Below are 23,297 nucleotides of genomic sequence, written 5' to 3'. Positions count from 1 at the left end.
CCCGATTCCCGATGCCCGGTTTCACGGCGTCTCCTTCAGCATCGCGGCGATCGCCGGCTTGACCTTGGTCGCCAGCACGTCCGGGGTGATCGGCCCGATGTGCTTGAAGCGGATCACGCCCTTCGCGTCGACCAGGAAGCTTTCCGGCGCGCCGTAGACGCCGAAGTCGATCGCGGTCTGGCCGGACTCGTCGGCGATCAGCAACGCGTATGGGCTGCCGTGCGCCGCCAGCCAGGCCTTGGCGTCGGCCGGCGCATCCTTGTAGTTGTAGCCGACCAGCTTCACCCCAAGGCTCGGCGCTGCGGCGGTCAGCACGGGGTGTTCCACGCCGCACTCGATGCACCAGCTGGCGAACACGTTGAGTAGGTAGGGCTGGCCGAGCAGGTCGGCCTTGCTCACCGTCTGCGTCGGCTCGTACAGCTTGGGCAGGTTGAACGCGGGCGCGGGCTTGTTCAGCAGCGGCGTGGGGATCGCGTTCGGATCGTGGCGCGTGTTCCACCAGATGCCGAACCCGAACAGGCCCACCAGCAGCATGAAACCGATGAACGGCAGCAGGCGATTCATGCGCGGGTTTCCTGTGGCTGCAGGTCCAGCGAAGCGGTGGCATCAGCCGTGCGCTTGAGACGGAATCGCTTGTCTGCGGCGCAGACGAAACCACCCAGCATCATCAGCAAGCCGCCACCCCAGATCCAGCGCACGAATGGCTTGTAGTAGAGGCGCAGCGCCCACGCGCCTTCGATGTTGCCGGCGTCCATCGGCTCGCCCAGCGCCACGTACAGGTCGCGGAACACGCCGGCGTCGACCGCCGACTCAGTCTGCACCTGACCGCGCGGGTAGGTGCGCTTCTGCGGGTGCATGACCGCAATCTGCTTGTCGTCGCGGGTCACCGTGATCACGCCCTGGTCGGCTTTCCAGTTCGGGCCGGTGGTGCGGTGCACGCCATCGAAGCGGAAATCGTAACCGCTGATGTGCTGCGTTTCGCCCGGCGCCATGCGCACGTCGCGGGTCACGCTGAGCGATTCGGTCAGCAGCACGCCGGCGACGAACACCCCCACGCCAAGATGCGCCAGCAGCATGCCGGCCATCTCGCCCGGATAACGGCGGCCGCGCGGCACGTCGCGCCAGCGCTTGTAGGCATACAGCAGCACGCCCACGCCCAGCCACACCAGCGCCGCGACGCCGACGATCGCCTTGAGCTTGCCGTCGACGAAGAACGCCGCCACGATCGCGCAGGCCGCCGCGGCAACGCCGACGCGCAGCAGGATCTGCTTCAGCAGCGGCGATTCGCCCTTGCCCCAGCGCAGGAACGGCCCGAACGGCATCAGCAGCACGACCGGCAACATCAGCAGGGGGAACAGGAAGCCGAAATACGGCGGGCCGACCGAGATCCGGCCCAGGTTCAGCGCGTCGCCGATCAGCGGGAACAGCGTGCCCAGCAACACCATCGCCGCAGCCACCGCGAACATCAGATTGCCGATCAACAGCACGGTTTCGCGCGACAGCAGCTGGAACGCCTTGCCGCCGGCCACCTTGGGCGCCCGCAACGCGTACAGCAACAGCGAGCCGCCGACCACGATGGTGAGGAAGATCAGGATGAACACGCCGCGGCGCGGATCGGAGGCGAACGCGTGCACCGAGGTCAGCACGCCCGAGCGCACCAGGAAGGTGCCCAGCAGGGACAGCGAGAACGCGAAGATCGAGAGCAGGATCGTCCACGCGCGCAGCGAGCCGCGCTTCTCGGTCACCGCCTGCGCATGGATCAATGCCGCGCCGACCAGCCACGGCATGAAGCTGGCGTTTTCCACCGGGTCCCAGAACCACCAGCCGCCCCAGCCCAGCTCCGCATACGCCCACCAGCTGCCGGCGACGATGCCCAGGGTGAGGAAGGCCCAGGCCACGTTGGTCCACGGTCGCGCCCAGCGCACCCACGCCTGTTCCAGCTCGCCGCCGAGCAGGCCGGCGATGGCAAACGCGAAGGCCACGGAGAAGCCGACGTAGCCGGTGTAGAGCACCGGCGGGTGGAAGGCCATGCCGGGGTCCTGCAGCACCGGGTTGAGATCCGCGCCGTCGCCGGGCATCGGCAGCAGCCGGCCGAACGGGTCGGAGGTAAACACGATGAAGGCGAGAAAGCCCACCGCGATCAATCCCATCACCGCGAGCACGCGCGAGGCGAACACTTCGGGCAGCTTGTAACTGAACGCGGCCAGCGCCACCGTCCACACGTTGAGGATGAAGATCCACAACAGCAGCGAACCCTCGTGCGCGCCCCACACCGCGGCGATGCGGTAGTACCACGGCAGCTCCAGGTTGGAGTTGTCGGCTACGTACTGCACCGAGAAATCGAAATGCAGGAACGCCCAAACCAGGATGCCGAAGGCGAACGCCACGAACACCGCCTGGCCCGCCGCCGCGGGCCGTGCCACCGCCATCAGCGCGCGATTGCCGCGCCACGCTCCGATCAGCGGCAGCACCCCCTGCGCCAGGGCGAGCAGCAGGGCGAGAATCAGTGCAAGTTGGCCGAGTTCGGGGGTCATGGGTTTGAGCCGGGAATAGGGAATAGGGAGTGGGGAATAGGTGAAAGCGAGGCACCACGCAGTTTCGGCGCGTTTCGGTGCAGCAATTGACAGCAGGGAATGGTGTGCACGGCTTTTCCGATTCCCTATTCTCGATTCCCTATTCCCGGCTTCTCGGCATGCGCCTTGGCCATCGCGTCCTTCAGTTCCTTGGGCATGTAGGTTTCGTCGTGCTTGGCCAGCACTTCGGTGGCGACGAAGCGGGCGCCGGCCATGTGGCCGGTGGCAATCACCGACTGGTTGTCGCGGAACAGGTCCGGGAGGATGCCGGTGTACTCCACCGGCATCGCGCCGCCGGCGTCGACCACGGTGAAGGTGACCTTGAGCGAATCGCTGGAGCGCTGGATCGAGCCGGCCTTGACCATGCCGCCGAGGCGAAAGGTCTTGTAGCCGCTGGCCTGGCCGGACTGCACCTGGCTCGGCGTGAGCAGGTAGTTCATGTTGTTCTGCAGCGCCACCACCACCAGCACGGTGGCTAGCGTGGCCGCGGCGAGGATCAGCAAGACGATGATGAGGCGGCGCTTGCGGGTGGGGTTCATGGGCATGGCAGGTCTGTGCCGGTCAGGCGGACGGCGTGGAAGGAGGTGAATGACGTTGCTGACGGGCACTCTGACGGGCCAGTCGCGCGCGAAGTTCCCGCAGCACGCGGTGGCGGCGCAGTCCCGGCGCGAGGCTGTCCGCAACCAGCACGATGAAGAACACCGCGTAGGCTGGCCACACGTAGGCGGCGTAGCCGCCCATCCTGAAGAAGGCGGCGGCCTCGCCGCCCGCGGCGAAAAATTGCTGCAGCGCGCTCATCGGTCGGCCTCCTCTTCGGCAATCTTGCGTACCCAGTCCTTGCCGCCTTCCATGTCCAGCAGGTCGGTGCGCGCACGGCGGAACAGGCTGCCGGCGTAGTAGAACTTGGTCGCCAGGGTCATCGTCAGCAGCGGCCACAGCATGTCCCACGCCATCTTCGACTGGCCGAACACGTTGACCGTGCTGCCCTGGTGCAAGGTGTTCCACCAGTTCACCGAGAAGTGCACGATCGGCACGTTGATGACGCCGATGATGGCCAGGAAGCCGGCGGCGCGCGCGCCCTGGCGGCGATCCTCGAACGCGTGGTACAGGCCGATGACGCCGAGATACAGGAACAGCAGCACCAGCTCGGAGGTCAGCCGCGCGTCCCAGGTCCACCAGGTGCCCCACATCGGCTTGCCCCACAACGAGCCGGTGACCAGGGTGATGAAGGTGAACGCCGCGCCGATCGGCGCCGATTGCATCGCCACCACCTCGGCCAGCTTGATCCGCCACACCAGCGCGACGAACGAGGCCACGCCCATCACCGCGTAGATGAACATGCTCATCCACGCACTGGGCACGTGGATGAAGATGATCCGGTAGGCGTCGCCCTGCTGGTAGTCGGCGGGCGCCAGCACCAGGCCGCCGTACAGCGCGACCGCGCCCAGCAGCAGCGCCAGCGCCATCGCCCACGGCTGCAGCGCGCCGGCGAAGCGGTAGAACGTCGGCGGCGAGCCGAGCTTGTGCAACCAGAGCGGAATCCAGTCAGACATCATGCGTCCAGGGCAATGCGAAGGGCGGCCGCGCAGGCCAGCGGCGCCAGCACCACGGCGAGCACCAGGGCGGCAGCCAGCCAGGCGATCGGTGCCAGCCACGGCAGCCCCTGTTGGGCGGCAGCCACCGCGCCGGCGGCGAAGATCACGGCCGGCACGCACAAAGGCAGCAGCATCAAGGCGAGCAGCATACCAGAGCGCCGCGTGCCGGCCGTCAGCGCCACCAGCACGGCACCGAGCAGGCTGAGCAGCGGCGTGGCCAGCAGCAGCGCCAGCAGCAGTACCGGAATCACCGCGCCGGGCAGGTGCAGCATCGCCGCCAGCAGCGGCGCGATCACGATCAGCGGCAGCGCGGTAGCCAGCCAGTGGGCGAGGATCTTCATGCCCAGCAGCAGCGCCAGCGGCTGCGGGGACAGCACCAGTTGTTCCAGCGAACCGTCCTCGATGTCGCTGGCGAACATCGCATCCAGCGCCAGCAGCATCGCCAGCAACACGGTGACCAGCACCACGCCGCCGGCAATCCGCTGCAGCAGGGTGTCTTCCGGGCCCAGCGCGAACGGAAACAGCGTGGCCACGATCACCGCGTACAGCACCGGCATGGCGATGTCGCCGCGGCGACGCCAGGCGAGCGCGAGATCGCGCCGCAGCATCGCGGCGCAGGCGGTGCCGAGGCCCGGCCGGTTCATCGTCGTGCTCCTCCCTCTGCTTGTCCCAAAGGGATTTCCTTCGGTCGCAGGGGAGCGAGTTCACGCATGGGGTTCCCGGCCTCAATCATGCATGCGAATCCGTCGCGGTTCGCCGCCGTGGAAACTCACGGTGCCGTGGCTGGTGACCATCGCCGCGCCACCGGCGTCGGTGTGGCCTTCCAGCAACTCGTTGACCAGCGCGATGCCGATGCGGTCGAGGTTGGCGTAGGGCTCGTCGAGCAGCCACAGCGTGGCCGGCAGCAGCAGCAGGCGCGCCAGCGCGGCGCGCTTCTTCTGGCCGGCGGACAAGCGCCGCACCGGCTCGTCCTCGTAGCCGCGCAGGCCGATCCGGGCCAGCACGGAGGCAGCGTTGGCGCCCTCGCGGCAGCCATGCAGGCTGGCCGCCACGCGCAGGTTCTCGCGCGGGCTGAAGTCCGCCTTCAATCCCAACTGGTGGCCGAGAAACAGGATGTCGCCGGCGGTGGCGTCGCGCTGCAGCGGCGCGCCGCGCCAGCGCAGTTCCCCTTCGCCGACATGCAGCAGGCCGGCCAGCATGCGCAGCAAGGTGGTCTTGCCGCTGCCGTTGTCGCCCTCGATCAGGGCCAGCTCGCCCGCGTGCAACCGGAAATCCAGCGGTGCGAACACCGGTTCGTCCTGGCGACGAAAACTCAAGCCCCGTGCTTCGAGCAGGGGCGCGGCGGCGGGCGTGGCGGTCATCTCCGTGATTGTCCGCAATGGCGATGGCGCTTGTCCATGCGGCGCACTGCCGCTGTCGCGCGAGTGCCGCAGGCGCGCGTACACCGGGCCGTACCCCGGGCCATGCCGGCGCATGTGCTGCCCGGCCCGGCGGCCCGGAGCGTCGGGCACGCCCGTAGCCGGATCGTGCCGGGCAGGCAGCGGCCCGCGTTCGTGAGCGCCGATGCCGGCCGCCGGTCGATGCCGGAACCCGCAAGCCGCATCTGCATCCAAATAGCCATGCAAGGGTCCTCATCTTCGTCCGCGGATGTCACGCGGATCGACTACGCCGCGCTGAACGACGCCGCGCTGGTCCTGCTTGTGACGCATGGTGACCATGAAGCGTTCCGGTACATCATGCAGCGCTTCGGCCCGCACTTGTACCGGATCGCGCGCGGCGTGCTCGAGGAGGAGACCGAAGCCGAGGACATCGTGCAGGAAGCTTTCGCCAGGGCCTATGACAAATTCGACACGTTCCGCGGCGATGCGCCCCTGCGAACCTGGCTGATCAGCATCCTGCTCAACGAGGCGCGCAGCCGCTTGCGCAGGCGGCGCGCGACGGTCGGGCTTGAGCACGTCGACATGTCGTCGCCGGATCCTTTCTGGGTCAGCCGATCCGGGCTTGGGCGCCATGGTGGCGACCCGGTATCGTTCGCTGCCCGCGCAGAGATCCGTCTCCTGCTGCGGGATGCGATCGACGAGCTGCCCGAGCCCTATCGCACCGTCTTCAGGTTGCGCGAGATCGAAGCGTGCAGCGTCGAGGAAACCGCTGCTCGACTGGCCATCAAGCCGCAGACCGTGAAGACCCGGCTGCACCGCGCGCGCCGGCTGCTGCGCAAGTCGCTGGGCACCACGCTCGGCAACATGCTGGCCGACAGTTTTCCGTTTCTCGGCGTGCGCTGCGCGTGCATGACCGCCGTCGTGATGGCGTGGCTCTCGGCGGAACCAGCTTCCGGCGAGGGCGATTAGCTCCTCCGTGGCCCGGTTGCCGCTGCTTGGTCGCCAGATGCCGGTGCGATCCGCCATCGGCATCACGCCGGCGCAGGGCGCCGACGGGTCACCGCCGGCTTGCCTTGCCCGAATGGCGATCGGGATTGCCTGAAGCGGGCATCCCCCGGCGGCGTCGGGGGATGTCCTCGGGTATCTGGCCAAACCGCGCCGCGGAGCCGGCTTGAACTGCCGGGTCGCGCCCTGCGGATCGTGTCGCATTCGTCCGGTCGGGCGCTCCCGCACGAGCTACAGCGACTTCACGTACTGCGCGACATCGGCTACCTCCGCGCTGCTCAGGCCAAGCGCCTGCTTCGCGTTGTATTTCGCCACGACGTCGTCGAGCGTGGCCGCCGAGCCGTTGTGGAAGTACGGTGGATGCTGCCAGACACCCTTCAGCGGTGCCGTGCGGTACTGCTTGGTCGCCGTGCGCGATGCGTAGCTCGGCACTCCGGGGGCCTCGGGTTCGCTTGCCACGTCGCTTGCCGGGTGCAGGCGTTCGTTGGCGTCGGTGAACTCGGGGCCGCTGTGGCAGGTGATGCATCCTGCCTTGCCCTCGAAAAGGACCTTGCCGCGCGCTGCGGCCGCGGCGTCGAAGCTGCCGGCCGGTGCGGGTGGCGCCGCGATCGACAGCTGATATGCCTGCAGCGCGGGCAGCTTGGCGGTGACCAGGTCGTCGGTGCCGTTGGTGATGTTGATGCCCGTGCCGACGCGCGCATCGGTGAAGTTGCCGTGCCCGCCCATCTGCGTGACGGCGACATACCGGTTCCAGTAAGCCAGATCGTCGCCATCGCCGGTCGCGATGATCTTGTGGATGCCCTGCAGGCCGAAGGCCGGCGAGATCACCTGCGGACCGTTGATGCCATCGATGTTGTAGCGGGGGTCGTACATGCCCGGCCCCCACGAACTGTAGACGGCCTTTTGCGCCTGGGTCAGCGCCGGCGACAGCGAGATGATCAGCCCGGGATTGAGGTCGCGATTGGGCCAGCCATCCAGGCGCTTGCCGATACCCGGCGCAAACGAGTTGTCGACCGTGGAATGGCACAACGCACAGGTGATTCCGACGCGGGTCAGCGTGCTCTTGCCGTTGACGGTTTCCACGGTGCCCTTGATGCCCACCACCGCATCGAGGCTGATCAGCGCAAGCGTGGTGTCGGGACTGGTCAGGCTGATGCTGCCGTCCTGGATGCCTGCCACGACGGACGGAGGAAGCGCCTCCGCGTCCACTTTCAGGCCGACGGCCAACGCCGTCTTCGGATCGACGGCTGCAGCGATGACGTCGTTCATGTGCAGTGTGTCGGTCCACGTCGTCTCGTCGCCGAACGTGTCGAAGCGGAAGATCTGCTTGCCCTGGTCCAGGAACGCCGTGTCGGTCACGGTCGAGAATGTCCACACGTAATTCGTCGCCAACGCGGCGCCGTTGGTGCCCTTGACGCCGGTCGTGATGGTCGCGGTGCAGGTGACGTTCGCCGCCATGGGTTCGGCCACCTCCGACTGCGGCGGGTTGGTCGGCGATTCGGTGATGCGCACGAACGTGGCTTTCCTCGTCGCCGCATCGTAGGTGACGGACCCGAAGGCAGCCGCGCCGGCCGGGCAGTTCACGTTGAAGGTGGCGTTCTTCAGCGTTGCCGGGTCGATCGCCTGGTCGAACGTGGCGCTGACTTCCGCCGTGTTCAGCACGCCCGTCGCGGCATTGGCCGGGGTGGTGGACACCACGGTCGGGGCCGGGACCGGAGGCGGCGTGGCCGCCTGGCCGTGGGGACTGGAGCCGCCGCATCCGGTGAGGCCGACGACAAGTGCGACAGGCAGCGCCGTCGGCAACCATTTCTTGTGCATGAATCTGCTCATCTGCATTCCCTCTTCATTGGATGCACCCAGTCAGGACAAAAACACTCCGCGCAGCGGTTTCCAGCGGCCGCAGCAACCCATGCCGCCCGCATCGGCCGGCACCATGAAACTGTCTCTGCGTATCGACGAATCCGCGCAGGTCCATCGCTGCGCGGTACCCGCATTGCATCGCGTCGACGCCGGGGAACCAGTCCCCGCTCACCAACCGACGCAGCGGCACGAAGAAGGTTCCCGTCGACGCACGGGACGACGAAAGAGGCATTGCGATCGGCGAACGGGTTTGCCTGCCGCACCGACGATGCGCATGCGCGTCATGCGGAACCTGCGGGCCGCTGCTTGCATCACAACGGAGACTTCAGCGCATCTTCGGGCCGATGTGCCCGCCGAACGCGTCGCGCCTGTGCTGGAGCCGTCTTGCCTTGCCGCCGTGCGCACGCGCAGTGCGGCCGGACATCCGAGCCGCAAGCTCTCTGCACATCCGAGGTGGCGCCACCATGCCGACACGTGTTTCGTCCCAACGCGGTTTCACCCTGCTTGAACTGATGGTGGTCGTGGTGATCCTCGGCATCCTCGCTGCGCTGGTCGTGCCGAAGGTGATGAGCCGGCCGGACGAGGCGCGCGTGACCGCATCGCGGCAGGACATCGCCAGCCTGATGCAGGCCCTGCAGCTCTACCGTCTGGACAACCGGCGCTACCCGACCACCGAACAGGGACTGCAGGCGCTGGTGTCCCGGCCTGACTCCGGGCCGATCCCGTCGAACTGGAAGCCCGAGGGGTACGTCGGGCGCCTGCCGAAAGACCCCTGGGGCCATCCCTACCAGTACCTGAACCCGGGCCTGCACGGGGAGGTGGATGTCTACGGTTTGGGGGCCGACGGTGCACCCGGCGGCGAGGGCAACGATGCCGACATCGGTTCGTGGACGCTGTGACGGAAACCCGTGCCGTGCATGAAGCGATCGTCCGCCTGGGCAAACGCGGCTTCACGCTGCTGGAGATGCTGGTCGTGGTGCTGATCATGGGCATCCTGGCGGGAACCATCGGGGCACGGATGCAACCGGGCGATCGCGACCTGTTGCGGGTCGAGGCCGAGCGACTCGCGCAGCTGCTGGAGCTTGCCGCCCAGGAAGCGCGCATCTCCGGCGCCGCCATCGTGTGGACGTCCGACGGCAGCCACTACCGCTTCTGGCGCCAGGGTGGCGATGACGGGTGGTCCGAGATCCGTGACGACGATGTGTTGCGTGCGCGCAGCCTGCCGCACGGCATGCTGATATCGCAGCTGCGCAACGAAGCCGCCGCGGCGCAGGCGACCATGCGTCTGCAGTTTCCGTCCGACGGCTCGATGTCGGCGTTTTCGATGGACCTGGCGCTCGGTGCCGACCATTACGGCATCGCGGCCTCTCCGGTCGGCGACTTGCGCATCGCACCCGGGCAGGGGAAGACCTATGGCGACATGGCAGCGCAATGACGCGCCGGGATTCACGCTGGTCGAAGTGCTGGTCGCCATGACGATCGTCGCGGTGTCGCTGCTTGCCGCGCTGCGCGTGGCCACGCAGGGCGTCAGCCATGCCGACGAACTGCGTGGGCGACTGCTGGCCGGGTGGGTCGCGGCCGATCGCCTCGCCGAGCATCGTGCACGCGGCGACTGGTTGCCGGTTGGCGTGCGAACCGGTGTGCGGCGCCAGGGCAATCTTGAACTCGGCTGGCGCGAGGAAGTATCCGCGACGCCGAATGCGGCATTCCATCGTGTCGACGTCTTCGTCTTCGCGCCGGCGCAGCCAGCGCACTTCCTTGCGCATTCCACGGGTTTTGTCGTGGATCCCTCGGAGAGCGGCCGATGAACGCCCACCGGTTTCGCGCTGCCCCCGGATTCACCTTGATCGAGCTGCTGTCGGCGCTGCTCGTTCTGTCGCTGCTCACGCTGATGGCCTATCGCGGACTTGGCGTGGTCATGGCGTCGCGCGACCGCATTCAGGCGGAATCCGCGCAATGGCGGCAGGCGGAGTCGTTCTTCGTCCGCTTTGCGCGCGATGTACGGCTGGCCGCGCCGCGCCCGGTGCGCAGCGATGCCGGCACCTCGCCAGCGTGGCTTGGTCGACCCGATGCAGCACAGGCGCCACTGCTGGAGTTCACTCGGTTCGCCGGGACGGACGGCGTCGACGTACCGCGGCGCATCGGCTACGGAGTGAACGGCGCGCACCAGATCGAATTGTGGATCTGGCCGGGGCTCGACCTTGCCGCAACCACGCCGCCGACCCGCTACGTGGTACTCGATGACGTGACCCGCCTGAGCCTGCAATATCTCGGCCCCGCGTTGACCTGGAACAATACGTGGCCGACGACGCCGGCCGACCCCCCGCTGCCGCTGGCCGTACGCATGCAAGTGGTGCTCGGTTCGGGCGAAACCGTGGTGCGCGTGTTCGCGCTGCGCTCATGAACGCCGGGCAGCGCGGTGCGGCCTTGCTGATGGCGATGGCGATCATGGCCGTGGCTGCAGTGGCGGCAACGGCCATGCTGGTCGCGCTGAGCACGTGGTCGCGCCAGGCCGGGTTGGCCGCCGACCATGTCCAGGCCGAGGAACTGGTCACGGCGGGAGGCGACTGGGCTCGCGCAATGCTGTTCGACGACCGTCGAGCCAGCGGCGACGTCGACCACGCCGGAGAACCGTGGGCGCTGCGCCTGCCGCCGATCCCGTTCGAGAACGGCGAACTGGCCGGCCACATCGAGGACCAGCAAGGCCGGTTCAATCTCGACAACCTGGTCCGGAACGGCAAACTCGATGTCACGCAGTACGCGCGTTTCCAGCGCCTGCTGGCCATCCTCGGCTTGCCGGCGGAGCTGGCCGATGCACTCGCCGACTGGGTCGATGCCGACAGCGTGGCGCAGCCCGCCGGCGGGGCGGAGGATGCGTACTACCGCGGGCTCGGCCACCCTCGTCTCGCCGCCAACCGGCCGCTCGTCGATCTGGACGAACTGGGTCTTGTACGTGGCTTCGACGCCAGTGTCCGTGCGCGCCTCGCACCTTTCGTGACGGCGCTGCCGGCGGCGACCGCACTCAACGTGAACACGGCGTCCGCCGAGGTTCTCGCTGCCGTGGTCGACGGACTGGATCTGGATTCGGCGCGGGCACTGGTCGCCCGCCGCAACGGAACTTTCTATCGCAACAACGCCGATTTCCTTGGCCAGCTCGGCAAGGACGCCACGGTACCCGGGCAGGACATCCGCGTCGGCAGCGATTATTTCCTGGTCACGCTGCGGGTGACTTACGGCAAGACGCAGGCCCGCAGCCAGCTGCTGTTGGCGCGGACGGACGCGGCGCGCTGGCCCGGCGTCGTATGGCGGAAGCTCCGATGAGCCTGCTGCGCATATTCTGTCCGCTGTCGACGGCGCCCACGTCATGCCGATGGGTGCTGCTGGACGAGCACGCCGGTGTGCATTCCGGAAGTGGGGCACTGGCACAGTTGCCGAACACGGCATCGCGGGTCGAACTGGTGCTTGCCGCCAGCCAGGTCTTGATCACCCGAACGCGATTGCCTCGAGTGGGCAGGCGCAGGTCCGCGGCGTTGCTGGCCTATGCAGCCGAGGAACAACTGGCATCCGACCCGGACGCCAACCAGGTGAGCATGCTGGGGCGGGTCGGGGACGACGACGTGCTCGCAGTGGTCGACCGGCAGCGGCTGCAAGGCTGGCGCGACGCGCTTGGCGCGGTCGGTATCCGCGTCGACGTCGTGTATTGCGAGACGCTGATGTTGCCGATGCAGCAAGGGGAGTGGAGTCTTGCCTGGAGCGGGCAGGAAGGCTATGTGCGCATCGGCGAACTCGAGGGCGCCGCCACCGATTGCGGCGATCGGCAGACGCCGCCACTGGTGCTGCAGTTGCTGCTTGAGCAGGCGCGGGCGCGCGATGCCGTACCCGCGTCGATCGCGCTGCATGTGACGACGCCGGCGGCGCGGCCCGATCCGGAGGCATGGCAGCAGGGCCTGGGCGTCAGCGTCCGGTTCGCATCGGAACCGGATTGGCGCATGGCGCCGGCGTTGGCCGGCATCCGGATCGATCAGGAACGCGGGCACTGGCGCCCGTCCGTCGCCATGCTCGCACGCTGGCGACACATCGGCTGGATTCTGCTCGCGGCGCTGCTGCTGCATTCGGCAGCCTTGCTGGTCGATCGCGTGCGGCTGGCGAGCGAACAGCATGAGCTTCGCCAGCAGATGGAGGCGCGCTTCCGCGCGCTGTTCCCCGACGCCGTCGCGGTGGCCGACCCGGCATTGCAGATGCGGCGGCAACTGGCCCAGGCACGGCGCGCCGCGAACCAGCCGGATGCCGGCGATTTCCCGGCCATGCTCGGCAAGGTGGCAGCAGCGTTGGCGGAGGTGCCGGCCGCGGAGCTGCGCGCGCTGTCGTATGAGGACGGACGCATGGTGCTGGAGTTCGCCGCTGCGGACGGCGCGCTCATGCGTCGCGTCGAGGCTCGCCTGGCGCAGGCCGGGTTGGATGTCGACGCGCCGCAGGAGGCGCGTCGTGCCGGGCGCGGCACCGTCACCTTGACCCTGAGGTCGCCATGAAGCATGCCTTGAACCGACTGTGGGCGGCCCGATCCCCGCGGGAACGTGGGCTGGTTGCCGTCGTGGCGATCTGCCTTGGGCTGGTGGCGTATGCGTGGCTGCTGTACGCGACGACACAGGCGCGCTTGCGGCTGCTGCCGGCGGTCGCCCAGCTGCGTGCAGACGCGATGCGTCAGAGCGGGCAGGCGGACGAGATCGTGCGCCTGCGCGCGATGCCACCGCTGCCTGCGTCCACGACGGACCTGCGCCAGCTGGTGCAGCGCCAGGTCGACGCCAGCGGACTGACCCGTTCGCTGGCGAGCATCGAGCTGCCGGATGCGCGCCACGTGAAGCTGGTATTCGCCAATGTGGCGTTCGCCGACTGGCTGGGTTGGGCAGACACCATGCGCGCGCAGCAGCTGCGCCCCGTCGCAGTGCGGATCGAATCCGGTTCCGCGCCCGGCCAGGTGGGCGTGACCGTCACCCTGGAGCGCCCCGGTCGATGACGCGCCGACCGACATGGCGGGAACCGGTTGCCAGCGTCTGCGTGGCGATGGCGGCCTATGCGGCGTTTCTGGTCGTGCTGGCGCCAGCCACGCTGCTCGATGCGGGCCTGCGGCGCGCCAGCGCCGGGAAGCTGCGTCTTGCGCAGGCGCACGGCAGCCTGTGGTCCGGCAGCGGGCGGCTGGAGATCCGCGATGGTGCCGGGTCGGGCGGCGTCGGCAAGGATCTTTCCTGGACGCTGCAACCGCGGGCCCTGTGGCGCGGGCGCCTCGACTTCGAGGTCGCCATCGACCACGCCGACCGGGGCTTCCCCGTGCGCATCTCGGCGCACGGTATCGAGGTATCAAGCGTCGACTTCTCCTTGCCGGCCAGTGCGCTTGGCCTCGCCGTGCCTCGCATGGCGCCGCTCGGCCCGCGCGGCGATCTCGCCCTCCATGTCACGCAGTTCTCGCGTTCCGGCCACACCGTTTCGGCCGATGCTGTCATTACGTGGAAGGATGCCGGTTCCGCCCTGACCCGGGTCGCACCGCTCGGCACCTACGAACTTCGTGTCCACGGCAACGCGGGATTGTTGAAGGCGACATTGCGTACCGGCAGCGGGCCGCTCCATCTCGACGGCGGCGGGTCCTGGCGCGGCGGCGGCCCCGCGACGTTTTCCGCCACCGCGCGGGTCGATGCGCAGCAGCGCCCGCAACTGGCGCCGCTGTTGCGGCTGATCGCCGTCGAGCGCGACAACGGCGATTTCGACCTGCAACTCGGCCCGCCGCTCGGCGGCGCACCCGCCGGCGCGCGGCCATGAGTTTCCGGCGGGCCATCGACATGGGAACCCTGTTGTCCCCGCGACCATCCAACCCGTGCAGGCAGAGGGAACAAAGGCATGTTGTCCGGACGATCGAATCTTGCGCGAACGGCGCTCGGCGCTGCATCGAAAGCCGGCGCGCTGTCGTTGCTCGGTCTCGTGCTGGCCTACTGGACCTGGGCGTGGTGCGCGCCGGCACCGCTGCCGCGGGCCATGGAGATTTCCGGGCCGGCCGATCGCCTCGCTGCTGCCGGCAACCTGTTTGGCCGGCTGCCCGGCGATGCGCAGGCCGAGGTGCCGTCCGGGCTGGCGATCAGGCTGCTGGGCGTCATGGCTGCCGAGCCGCAGGGCGCCGGCTACGCGCTGCTGCAACTCGATGCGAAGAAAACCCGACTGGCCCGTGCCGGCGAGTATCTCGCGCCGGGCATCCGGCTCGAGAAGGTACTTCCCCAGCAGGTGATCCTGCAGCGCAACGGATCGCGCGAAACGCTGGCCTGGCCACGCCCCTCCCGGACCCCTGCCACCACCACGAGCACTTCCCGATGAAACGCCATGGGTCAACTTCCCCCTGCGGGCAGCCATGAACCAGCACACGCTGCAAGCGGCCATCGTGGCCGTGGCCTTGTCCTGCGCGTACGTTCCGGCGTCGCGCGCGATGGCACAGGCGGCGGAAAGTCCGGCGCCGGTCAAGACCGTCACGCTCAATTTCGTCGATGCGGACATCGAGGGTGTGGTGAAGGCGATGGCGGAAGTCACCGGCAAGAATTTCGTGCTTGATCCGCGCGTCAAGGGCACCGTCAACATCATCTCGGCGCGGCCGGTGGCACGGGATACCGTGTACGAGGTATTCCTGTCGGCCTTGCGCCTGCAAGGTTTCGCGGCGGTGGAGGACCACGGCCTGGTCAAGATCCTGCCGGAGGCGGACGCCAAGCAGCACAGCAACGTCCAGTCGAGCCGACACCCCGGCAGCGACGGACTGCAGACGCGGGTGTTTGCCCTGGCGCATCAGTCGGCGGTGCAACTGGTGCCTACGCTGCGTCCCCTGGTGGCGCCGAACAACACCATCACCGCGCTGCAGGACAGCAACTCGCTGGTCATCACCGACTACGCCGGCAACCTCGAACGGCTGGCGGGCATCATTGCCGCCGTCGACCAGCCGGACGAGGCCGGCGCGACGATGATTGTCCTGCAGCATGCTTCCGCGCTGGACGCAGCGCGGACCATCAACAATCTGTTTGCGGCAGCGCCGCAGGCGTTGCAGACGCTGCAGGGAACGGACCCGACCCAGCGCGTGGCAGTCATCGCCGATGCCCGCTCCAACAGCCTGCTGGTGCGCGCGGCCGATCCGGCGCGACTTGCCCAGGTCCGGAAATTCGCCGCACTGCTCGACTCCCCGACCAGCGCCGCCGGCAACGTTCACGTCGTCTACCTGAAGAACGCCGAGGCCGTGCAGCTGGCGGAGACCTTGCGCGGCATCTACTCCGGCAGCGCATCATCGCCGGGACAGGTATCCGGCGCGGCGGCGCCAGCCGAGGCGGTGCCGCCGAATGCGACTGCCGGTGTTGCCATCGGCGGCGGCGCGCAGGCGGCATCGGGCGGCGGCGGCATGCCGGCGACGGGAGACGCCATGCCGCAAGCTGCAACCGTGCCAGGCATCATCCAGGCGGACGCCGCCACCAACTCGATCATCATCACGGCGCCCGATGCGGTCTACAACAACCTGCGCGCGGTGGTGGAAAAACTCGATGCGCGGCGGCTGCAGGTCTATGTCGAGGCGCTCGTGGTCGAGCTTACGGCGAACAAGGCCGGCGAGTTCGGCATCCAGTGGCAGGACCTCGGCGGCATCGGCGAGTCGGGTACGCAAGTGTTCGGCGGCACCAACTTCGGCGGGGCGGGGCGGAACATCATCGGCATCGCGCAGAACCCGGCCAGTGCCGGCCCCGGGCTGAACATCGGCACGGTGCACGGCAGCGTGACGGTGGGTGGCGTTCAGGTCCTCAACCTCGGCCTGCTCGCGCGCGCACTGGAAACGGACAGCAACGCCAACATCCTGTCGACGCCGACCCTGCTCACCCTCGACAACGAGGAGGCGAAGATCGTGGTTGGCCAGAACGTCCCGTTCATCACCGGCCAGTACGCAGTTTCCGGTGCGGCAACCACGCCGTCGCCGTTCCAGACCATCGAGCGCAAGGATGTCGGGCTGACCCTGAGGATTCGCCCGCAGATATCCGAAGGCGGAGTCGTGCGCCTGCAGATCTACCAGGAGGTTTCGAGCATTGCCGACACCGCCAATCCCGCCGGGGTCATCACCAACACGCGCTCGATCGAGTCGACTGTTCTGGTCGACGACGGACAGATCATCGTGCTCGGCGGGCTGATGCAGGATTCCGTCAACGGCGGCGTAGCCAAGGTTCCGCTGCTGGGCAGTCTGCCGTTGCTCGGCGGCCTGTTCCGCTACAACAACCACTCGCGTACCAAGACCAATCTGATGGTATTCCTGCGCCCGACCGTCCTGCGTGATGCGCAGGGGGCGGGTGCCTTGACCGGCGAACGCTACGACTACATCCGTGGTCAGCAGATCCACGCCGAGCCGACTCGCGGCGCAGTGCGCGGCAACGATCCTTCGCCACTGTTGCCACCCCTGCCGCCGGCATCGGCCGGCCAGGACAATCGGCGGTGATCGCGGGATGCTGACGAAGCCGCCCGTGCCGTATGCCTTCGCCAAGGTCAACGGCATCGCCGTCACCGGACTTGGCGACGGTGTCGCCGAAGTCGTCGTGCGCCATGGCGCGTCGGCTGGCGCGCTGGCCGAGCTGCGCCGCGCACTCGGCGTGCCCATTCGTGCGCAGCGCGTCGGCACAGGCGAGTTCGACGAGCGCATCGCCACCTTGTACAACGGCGCCGACGAAGGCGCGGCTGCGCTGGCGGACGACCTCGCACAAGACATGGATCTGTCCCGGTTGCTGCAGGAAATACCGCGCGTCGAGGACCTGCTGGACAGCCAGAACGACGCGCCGCTGATCCGCCTGATCAACGCCTTGCTGACCCAGGCGTTGCGCGAAGGCGCTTCGGACATCCACATCGAACCGTTCGAGTCGCGCTCGGTGGTTCGGCTGCGCATCGACGGTACGTTGCGCGATCTGATCGAGCCCGCACGCGCGCTGCATACGGCCATCGTGTCGCGCGTGAAGATCATGGCGCAGCTCGATATCGCCGAGAAACGCCTGCCGCAGGACGGCCGCATCGCGCTGCGCGCCGCCGGCAAGCCGATCGACGTGCGGGTGTCGACGATCCCGACCGGCCACGGCGAGCGTGTCGTGCTGCGCCTGCTGGACAAGCAGGCCGGCCGGCTCGAACTGTCCCGGCTGGGCATGGACCCGCCCACCCTCGCGCAAGTGGACGCGCTGATCCGCGAGCCGCACGGCATCATCCTGGTGACCGGCCCCACGGGTTCCGGCAAGACCACCACGCTGTATGCCGCGCTGTCGCGGCTGGATCCCAAGGCGCTCAACATCATGACCGTCGAGGATCCGATCGAGTACGACCTCGACGGCATCAACCAGACGCAGACCAACAGCCGCGTCGACATGAGCTTCGCGCGTGCCCTGCGCACCATCCTTCGCCAGGACCCGGACGTGATCATGATCGGCGAAATCCGCGACCTGGAGAGTGCGCAGATCGCGATCCAGGCCAGCCTCACCGGGCATCTGGTGCTCACCACGCTGCATACGAACGACGCGGTGAGCGCCGTCACCAGGCTGGTCGACATGGGCGTCGAGCCCTTTCTGCTTGCGTCCAGCCTGATCGGCATCGGCGCCCAGCGCCTGGTGCGCAAGCTCTGCGTGGAATGTCGTGCGCCACTGGCAGCCGATGCCGTGCAGTTGCGCAGCCTCGGTCTGGCGTCTGCACCGGGCAATTTCCATGCGGCGGTCGGTTGCCCTGCGTGCAACCGCTCCGGCTACAAGGGCCGTACCGGCATCTACGAATGGCTCACGGTCGATGACGAGCTGCGCAGGCTCATCCACGACCGGGTGGACGAGCAGACGCTGCGCGAACACGCCGGCGCGCATGGCATGGGTTCGCTGCGCGACGACGGCATGCGACTGGCCGCCGAAGGCACGGTGAGCCTGGAGGAAGTGCTGCGCGTCACCCGCGAGCGGTAGCGCCATGGAGGCGTTCCGTTACCGGGCACTCGACGCCGCCGGTCATCCCAGGTCCGGCCTGGTGCAGGCGGATTCACCGCGTCAGGCCCGCACCCAGTTGCGCACCCGGGGCTTGTATCCGGAGCGCGTCGAGCGTGTTCGCAACCGGGAGCGCGCGGCGCCGCCCTGGTCACGCGGCATCCCTGCGGCCGAACTGAGCCTGCTCACCCGCCAGCTGGCCACGCTGCTCGCTTCCGGCCTCACGATGGAGCATGCACTGGCTGCGCTGATCGAGGAGGTTGCGGCGCCAAAGACGCGGGAAGTACTTGGTGGCGTCAAGGCCGAGATCACCGCTGGCCTGTCGCTCGCCGGCGCCATGAGCAGCTACGGGCGGGATTTCCCCGGTTATTACCGCGCGCTGGTGCGCGGTGGCGAGGAATCGGGCGCGTTGCCGGACGTGCTGCAACACCTTGCCGACTACCTGGAGGCGCGTCAGGCGCTGCGCCAGAAGACCAGTCTCGCCCTGCTGTATCCGGCGCTGGTCACCTTCGTGGCGATCTGCGTGGTTGCCGGATTGCTGGTCTACGTCGTGCCGCAGATCGTGCAGGTTTTCCAGCAGTCTCGGCAAAGCCTGCCGTTGCTCACCCGGGGGCTGATTGCGGTCTCGGATTTCCTGCGCGGAGCGGGGCCTTGCCTCCTCGTCATCGGCCTCTGCGCCGCGGTCGGCGTGCGGGCCGTTCTCCAGCGCGAGCGCCACCGGCGCCGCTGGCATGCTCTGGCGTTGCGCTTGCCCTGGCTCGGATCGGTCATTCGGAGTCTGAATGCCTCGCGCTTCGCCAGTACGCTGGCCATCCTCGTCGGCGGTGGCGTGCCCTTGCTCGCGGCACTCGACTACGGTGCGCGGGCCATGTCCAACCTGGTCATGCAAGGCGGCATCAAGGCTGCCATTGAGCGCGTGCGCGAAGGCGATACGCTGACACGCGCGCTGGATGCCGCGCATGTCTTTCCGCCGCTGATGATCCACCTGGTCGGCAGCGGCGAAGCCAGCGGCAAACTGGAACACATGCTCGAACGCGCCGCACAGCTCGAAATGCAGGCTCTCGAACGACGTCTGGCGGTTCTGCTCACGTTGCTCGAACCGATGATGATCCTGGTCATGGGCGGCATCGTGCTGATGATCGTGCTGGCTATCCTGCTGCCGATCATGGAAATCAACCAGCTGGTGCATTGAAATGCATGTCGTCCCTGATCCCGCCCACCTCTCCTGGTGTCGGGTCGACGGGCGCGTGCGGACGCGTCATTCCATTACGCGCAAGCGGGCCGTACCGTCGGCGCGGCCGTGAAGGTAGGCCAGTTGCTCGTGGCGACGGGCCAGCGCGTCCAGCGTCGCCCGGTCGGGTCCGGTCACGAACAGGCTGGGCTCATGCCAGCCGCTGGTGCCGATGCCGATCCCCGGACGGATCGCCGCCCCCGGCCATTCGCGCAATGCGGCGAACAGCTGCCCCTGCGCAGCGAGGTTGTCCGCCAGGTCGCGTGGTTCGCCGCGCGGGTTCCACGCCGTGATGAATCCCCAGGCCTGGGCACCGACCAGCGCGTGCAGCGCAACCGGCAACGGCTGGTCGATGCGGATGTCGGCCCATTCCACAGGGTCGAGGCAGACCAGGTAACGAGTGGCGCGGAAGGCGGCAAGCAGCGATTCATCCATGGCGCAGTGGCGGCAGCGGCGGCAGGCGGGAGCGCAACAGACTCGCCGCGGCGTCCAGGTCGATGTCCGCAACCCGGGGCGTGTCGCGCAGCAATTGTTCCAGCAGTTCATCCTGTGCGCGGCCGCGTGCAAGCGCGTAGGCGTAGGGCACGTGGGTGAACGTCACCAGGCGATAGCGCGCCATGTAGTGGCCGGGAATGCGCTCGGCCAGCTTCGCGCCGAGTTCGCGCTTGGCCAGGTAGTGCGGATCGGCCACCGAGTCGCGCATCTCGATGTAGTTCTCCACCGCCATCGCGGCGATCGCGTCGGCGTTCGGCTGGCGCACGCGCTGGAATTCGGCGAACACGTCGGCGCTGTCGTCCGGCGCCCCGGCCAGCAGGTCCGCCAGCACCACGGTGTCCTCGAAGCCGCAGTTCATGCCCTGGCCGTGGAACGGCACGATCGCGTGCGCCGCGTCGCCGAGCAGCAGCGCGCGGCCGTCCAGGTGCCAGCGCTCGAGGTACAGCGTGGACAGCGTGCCGACCGGGTGGCTGTCGAAATCCTCTCCGAAGCGCGGGATCAGCGGCAGCAGGCCCGGGAACTGCTCGCGGAAGAATGCGCCCGCGGCCGTGGCGTCGGGCAGGGTGGCGAAGCTCGGCGCGGCGCCCTGCGCCGGCAGGAACAGGGTGACGGTGAAGCTGCCCTCGGTATTCGGCAGCGCGATGCACATGTAGCCGCCGCGCGGCCAGATGTGCAGCGCGTGCGGCTCCAGCGCGAACTGGTCGCGGCCGCCGCTGTGCTGCAGCACCGCGGCCGGCAACTCGCCGGCTGGCGGGATCTCCAGTTCCTTGTAGCCGTGGCCGAGCGATTCGATCCGCTCGCCCAGCGGCGCCTGCGCGTTCATCGCCGCGCGCACCGCGGAGCCGGCGCCGTCGGCGCCGACCAGCAGCCCGGCATCCAGTTCACGCTGCACGCCCGCCTCGTCGGCGAGCCGGATGCGCTGACGCCCGAAGTCGGCGCCGACCAGCCACTGGCCGAAATGAAAGCGCACGCCGGCCGCCTCGGCGGCATCCAGCAGCAGCATGTTCAGCGCGCCGCGCGAGACCGACCAGATCACCTCGCTGTCGTCCACGCCGTAGCGCTGCAGGCCGCTGTTGCCATCGCGGTCGTGCACCATGCGCCCGCGCATCATCACCGCGCGCTGCAGCACGTCGTCGGCCAGGCCGGCCGTGCGCAGCGCCTGCAGGCCGCGCTCGGCCAGCGCCAGGTTGATCGAGCGACCACCCAGGAAACCGCTCAGTCGCGGATCGGGGCGCTTTTCGAAGACATCGACGGCGAAACCGCGCCGGGCCAACTGCTGCGCCAGCAAGGCGCCGACCAGGCCGCCGCCGATGAGGGTGATGGGTTGCTGCGCCATGCTGCGGTCCGGAGAAGGAATCCGCACACTGTTCCGCAAGCGCCGCGCGACTGCAATCCCGGATCGTCCGTTTCGTGCCGGCATGCCTCCGGCAGGCTGTCGCGGCAACGAGAAGGGCCGGCCCTTGCGGACCGGCCCTCGTTCAACGGCAGGCTTGCCGGTTGCCTACTGGCAGGTCACGCCGACGGCATTGAATGCCGCCACCACGTCGCTGCGCGAGTAGCCGTAGTCGTCCGCCGCGTTCTCCACGCCGCAGGCACCGGCGTTGAACGTGGAGGTGGCCGACCAGTACATCGCGTTGGCGTGCGCGAAGACTTCGAAGGCCTTCCTGGTGTTCCAGTTGGACGACTTGGCCAGCGTGCAGAACGCCTTGTTGTAGACACCGCTGGAATAGTGCACGTCCAGCGAGCTGGTGTAGTTCGCCGCGTTGTCGATCGAGGCGCCGTCCAGCTTCGGCGTGCACATCCAGCGCAGCGCGGTGCCGTTCTTGATGATCTCCGCGCCCACCAGCCAGTCGTTGTGGCCGCGGTCGAAGTACTCGGCCGCTTCGCCTGCCATGTCCGAGAACGCCTCGTTCATGCCGCCGGACTGGCCGGAATACTGCAGGCCGGAGTTCTGCTCGGTGAAGCCGTGGCTGATTTCGTGGCTGGTGACGTCCAGCGAGGTCAGCGGATAGAAGTAGCTGGCGCCGTCGCCGAAGTTCATCGACGAGCCGTTCCAGAACGCGTTCTCGTAGTTGCGGCCGTAGTGCACGTTCATCACCAGCGAGAAGCTCAGCGGCGGCGCGCCGAGCCAGTTGTTGTACATGTCGTGCACGACGCTGCCGAAATGGTGTGCGTCGTTGATCGGCGAATAGGCCCCGTTCACGGCATCGCCGCTGCTGTTCGGGCAGATGAAGCTCCACAGCGTGCCCGTGCGCGTGCTTTTCGCCATGTTGTTGGTCTTCACGTCCGGGTTCTGCATGTAGCAGGTGGAGCCGGACTGGGTGACGGCAAGCGCCGCATAGTCGGTGCCGTAGAAATACTGGCCGGTCTTCTGGTTGCCGCCGGCGCCGGTGGCCAGTGCCGGCGTGCCGGTGCTGCCGCCACCGCCGCCGCCCGGCTTGCCCTTGGTGGTGAGGCCGTCCCAGGACTCGATCACTTCCCCGGTGTTGGCGTCGATGATCGCCATCGGGCGCGTCGGCTGACCGCTGCGATCGACGAAGAACGAGGTGAGATAGGCGAGACGGGCGCGGTTGCCCTCGGCGTAGACGTACAGATCGATCTTCGCGTCCTGGATGTCGCTGTCGCGAATGCCGTTGACGCCGATGCCGAGCGGCAACAGGCCGGCGTGCGCGCGCAGCAGGCCGATGGCGCGATTGCCGTTGATGGCGGGGGCGACCGAGGCGATGTCGTGGCCGATGCCGCGGGAAATCTCGCCGCTGACGCCGAGCACGTTGCCGCTGCCGTCACGTTCCACCACGACCCGGCGACCGTATACCGGTATGCCGCGGAACGTCTGCTGTTCGCGGGTTTTCACGGTGCCGTGGGTGGTGCGTGCCTGCAGGCGCGGCGACAGCGCGGCGTCGGCATCCAGGCCGATGCGGTTGGCCAGGGCGGCGGGCGCGAGCTTGCCCATGGATGGCGCCTGCACGCGTGCGTGCGTTGCTGCGCCGGCATCGGACATGACGGCCAGGCCGATGGCGCCCAGCAGCGCCGCGGCAAGTGGTTTTTGCATCATCAGTGGTTCCCCTCCTCGTGATTCGAAAAGACGCCCGGCAGGTTTCCCTGCCGGTGCGTCTTGCAGTCCGGTGCGCGAGGAGTCCCCCCCAGGACAGACGGCGACCGGATCG

24 protein-coding genes are annotated in these 23,297 nt (G+C 68.3%); 13 read left to right on the top strand and 11 right to left on the bottom strand.

What is annotated here, in order from left to right; translation table 11 throughout:
* Positions 1-21: 21 nt before the first annotated feature.
* The 7 genes from ACVCMC_RS06890 to ccmA all read right to left on the bottom strand — a co-directional run bounded on the left by ACVCMC_RS06890 (position 22) and on the right by ccmA (position 5,529).
* Positions 22-564, bottom strand: coding sequence for a DsbE family thiol:disulfide interchange protein (locus ACVCMC_RS06890; RefSeq protein WP_447099145.1), 543 nt, complete (start codon positions 562-564; stop codon positions 22-24).
* Complete coding sequence (locus ACVCMC_RS06885; RefSeq protein ID WP_447099144.1) at positions 561-2,534, bottom strand: heme lyase CcmF/NrfE family subunit; 1,974 nt, start codon at positions 2,532-2,534, stop codon at positions 561-563. The genes ACVCMC_RS06890 and ACVCMC_RS06885 overlap by 4 nt, the downstream gene beginning before the upstream one ends.
* 125 nt (positions 2,535-2,659) lie before the next feature.
* Positions 2,660-3,112 carry a cytochrome c maturation protein CcmE gene (ccmE, locus tag ACVCMC_RS06880; protein WP_447099466.1) on the bottom strand — a complete coding sequence of 151 codons (453 nt, stop codon included), beginning with the start codon at positions 3,110-3,112 and terminating at the stop codon, positions 2,660-2,662.
* Between the two features lie 22 nt (positions 3,113-3,134).
* Positions 3,135-3,371, bottom strand: a complete 237-nt coding sequence (ccmD, locus tag ACVCMC_RS06875) for a heme exporter protein CcmD (RefSeq protein WP_395117890.1) — start codon at positions 3,369-3,371, stop codon at positions 3,135-3,137.
* Complete coding sequence (locus ACVCMC_RS06870) at positions 3,368-4,126, bottom strand: heme ABC transporter permease (RefSeq protein WP_447099143.1); 759 nt, start codon at positions 4,124-4,126, stop codon at positions 3,368-3,370. The genes ccmD and ACVCMC_RS06870 overlap by 4 nt, the downstream gene beginning before the upstream one ends.
* Entirely contained in the window at positions 4,126-4,812 is a 687-nt protein-coding gene (gene ccmB, locus ACVCMC_RS06865; RefSeq protein ID WP_447099142.1) for a heme exporter protein CcmB, read from the bottom strand. Before ccmB ends, ACVCMC_RS06870 begins: the two co-directional genes overlap by 1 nt.
* 81 nt (positions 4,813-4,893) lie before the next feature.
* Entirely contained in the window at positions 4,894-5,529 is a 636-nt protein-coding gene (ccmA, locus tag ACVCMC_RS06860) for a cytochrome c biogenesis heme-transporting ATPase CcmA (RefSeq protein WP_447099141.1), read from the bottom strand.
* Positions 5,530-5,565: 36 nt separating this feature from the next.
* On the opposite strand from ccmA, the gene ACVCMC_RS06855 reads away from it, so the two are divergent.
* Positions 5,566-6,516 (top strand): RNA polymerase sigma factor, encoded by a 951-nt coding sequence (locus tag ACVCMC_RS06855; protein WP_447099140.1) that lies wholly within the window; start codon positions 5,566-5,568, stop codon positions 6,514-6,516.
* A 267-nt stretch (positions 6,517-6,783) separates the two neighbouring features.
* Here the strand turns inward: ACVCMC_RS06855 and ACVCMC_RS06850 are convergent, their stop codons facing one another.
* Positions 6,784-8,382 carry an Ig-like domain-containing protein gene (locus ACVCMC_RS06850; RefSeq protein ID WP_447099139.1) on the bottom strand — a complete coding sequence of 533 codons (1,599 nt, stop codon included), beginning with the start codon at positions 8,380-8,382 and terminating at the stop codon, positions 6,784-6,786.
* A 494-nt stretch (positions 8,383-8,876) separates the two neighbouring features.
* On the opposite strand from ACVCMC_RS06850, the gene gspG reads away from it, so the two are divergent.
* The 12 genes from gspG (at position 8,877) to gspF (ending at position 19,596) form a co-directional block, all read left to right on the top strand.
* The gene (gene gspG / locus ACVCMC_RS06845; protein WP_447099138.1) at positions 8,877-9,311 is read left to right on the top strand and encodes a type II secretion system major pseudopilin GspG; all 435 of its coding nucleotides are present in this window, start codon (positions 8,877-8,879) and stop codon (positions 9,309-9,311) included.
* Between the two features lie 14 nt (positions 9,312-9,325).
* Positions 9,326-9,847: a GspH/FimT family pseudopilin gene (locus tag ACVCMC_RS06840; RefSeq protein WP_447099137.1), complete on the top strand. Its 522-nt coding sequence runs from the start codon at positions 9,326-9,328 to the stop codon at positions 9,845-9,847.
* Positions 9,825-10,220: a type II secretion system minor pseudopilin GspI gene (gene gspI, locus ACVCMC_RS06835; protein ID WP_447099136.1), complete on the top strand. Its 396-nt coding sequence runs from the start codon at positions 9,825-9,827 to the stop codon at positions 10,218-10,220. Before ACVCMC_RS06840 ends, gspI begins: the two co-directional genes overlap by 23 nt.
* The gene (locus tag ACVCMC_RS06830; RefSeq protein WP_395117910.1) at positions 10,217-10,816 is read left to right on the top strand and encodes a type II secretion system protein GspJ; all 600 of its coding nucleotides are present in this window, start codon (positions 10,217-10,219) and stop codon (positions 10,814-10,816) included. The genes gspI and ACVCMC_RS06830 overlap by 4 nt, the downstream gene beginning before the upstream one ends.
* Entirely contained in the window at positions 10,813-11,733 is a 921-nt protein-coding gene (gspK, locus tag ACVCMC_RS06825) for a type II secretion system minor pseudopilin GspK (protein ID WP_447099135.1), read from the top strand. Before ACVCMC_RS06830 ends, gspK begins: the two co-directional genes overlap by 4 nt.
* Positions 11,730-12,941 carry a type II secretion system protein GspL gene (gspL, locus tag ACVCMC_RS06820; RefSeq protein WP_447099134.1) on the top strand — a complete coding sequence of 404 codons (1,212 nt, stop codon included), beginning with the start codon at positions 11,730-11,732 and terminating at the stop codon, positions 12,939-12,941. The genes gspK and gspL overlap by 4 nt, the downstream gene beginning before the upstream one ends.
* Positions 12,938-13,426 (top strand): type II secretion system protein GspM, encoded by a 489-nt coding sequence (gspM, locus tag ACVCMC_RS06815; protein WP_447099133.1) that lies wholly within the window; start codon positions 12,938-12,940, stop codon positions 13,424-13,426. Before gspL ends, gspM begins: the two co-directional genes overlap by 4 nt.
* Positions 13,423-14,223, top strand: a complete 801-nt coding sequence (gspN, locus tag ACVCMC_RS06810; RefSeq protein ID WP_447099132.1) for a type II secretion system protein N — start codon at positions 13,423-13,425, stop codon at positions 14,221-14,223. The genes gspM and gspN overlap by 4 nt, the downstream gene beginning before the upstream one ends.
* Before the next feature lie 78 nt (positions 14,224-14,301).
* Positions 14,302-14,769: a type II secretion system protein N gene (locus ACVCMC_RS06805; RefSeq protein ID WP_447099131.1), complete on the top strand. Its 468-nt coding sequence runs from the start codon at positions 14,302-14,304 to the stop codon at positions 14,767-14,769.
* A gap of 34 nt (positions 14,770-14,803) precedes the next feature.
* Complete coding sequence (gene gspD, locus ACVCMC_RS06800; RefSeq protein ID WP_447099130.1) at positions 14,804-16,903, top strand: type II secretion system secretin GspD; 2,100 nt, start codon at positions 14,804-14,806, stop codon at positions 16,901-16,903.
* 7 nt (positions 16,904-16,910) lie between these two features.
* A complete protein-coding gene (gene gspE, locus ACVCMC_RS06795) occupies positions 16,911-18,386 on the top strand; it encodes a type II secretion system ATPase GspE (RefSeq protein WP_447099129.1) in 1,476 nt (491 codons plus the stop codon).
* Positions 18,387-18,390: 4 nt separating this feature from the next.
* A complete protein-coding gene (gspF, locus tag ACVCMC_RS06790; RefSeq protein ID WP_447099128.1) occupies positions 18,391-19,596 on the top strand; it encodes a type II secretion system inner membrane protein GspF in 1,206 nt (401 codons plus the stop codon).
* 66 nt (positions 19,597-19,662) lie between these two features.
* Here gspF and ACVCMC_RS06785 read toward each other — a convergent pair whose 3' ends face one another.
* The 3 genes from ACVCMC_RS06785 to ACVCMC_RS06775 form a co-directional block, all read right to left on the bottom strand.
* A complete protein-coding gene (locus tag ACVCMC_RS06785; RefSeq protein WP_447099127.1) occupies positions 19,663-20,070 on the bottom strand; it encodes a DUF3293 domain-containing protein in 408 nt (135 codons plus the stop codon).
* Positions 20,063-21,466 (bottom strand): FAD-dependent oxidoreductase, encoded by a 1,404-nt coding sequence (locus tag ACVCMC_RS06780; protein ID WP_447099126.1) that lies wholly within the window; start codon positions 21,464-21,466, stop codon positions 20,063-20,065. The genes ACVCMC_RS06785 and ACVCMC_RS06780 overlap by 8 nt, the downstream gene beginning before the upstream one ends.
* A gap of 165 nt (positions 21,467-21,631) precedes the next feature.
* Positions 21,632-23,185 carry a M4 family metallopeptidase gene (locus tag ACVCMC_RS06775; protein ID WP_447099125.1) on the bottom strand — a complete coding sequence of 518 codons (1,554 nt, stop codon included), beginning with the start codon at positions 23,183-23,185 and terminating at the stop codon, positions 21,632-21,634.
* Positions 23,186-23,297 lie beyond the last annotated feature (112 nt).

Source organism: Rhodanobacter sp. UC4452_H20, assembly GCF_052978205.1.
This window is presented reverse-complemented; position numbering and strand designations above follow the sequence as displayed.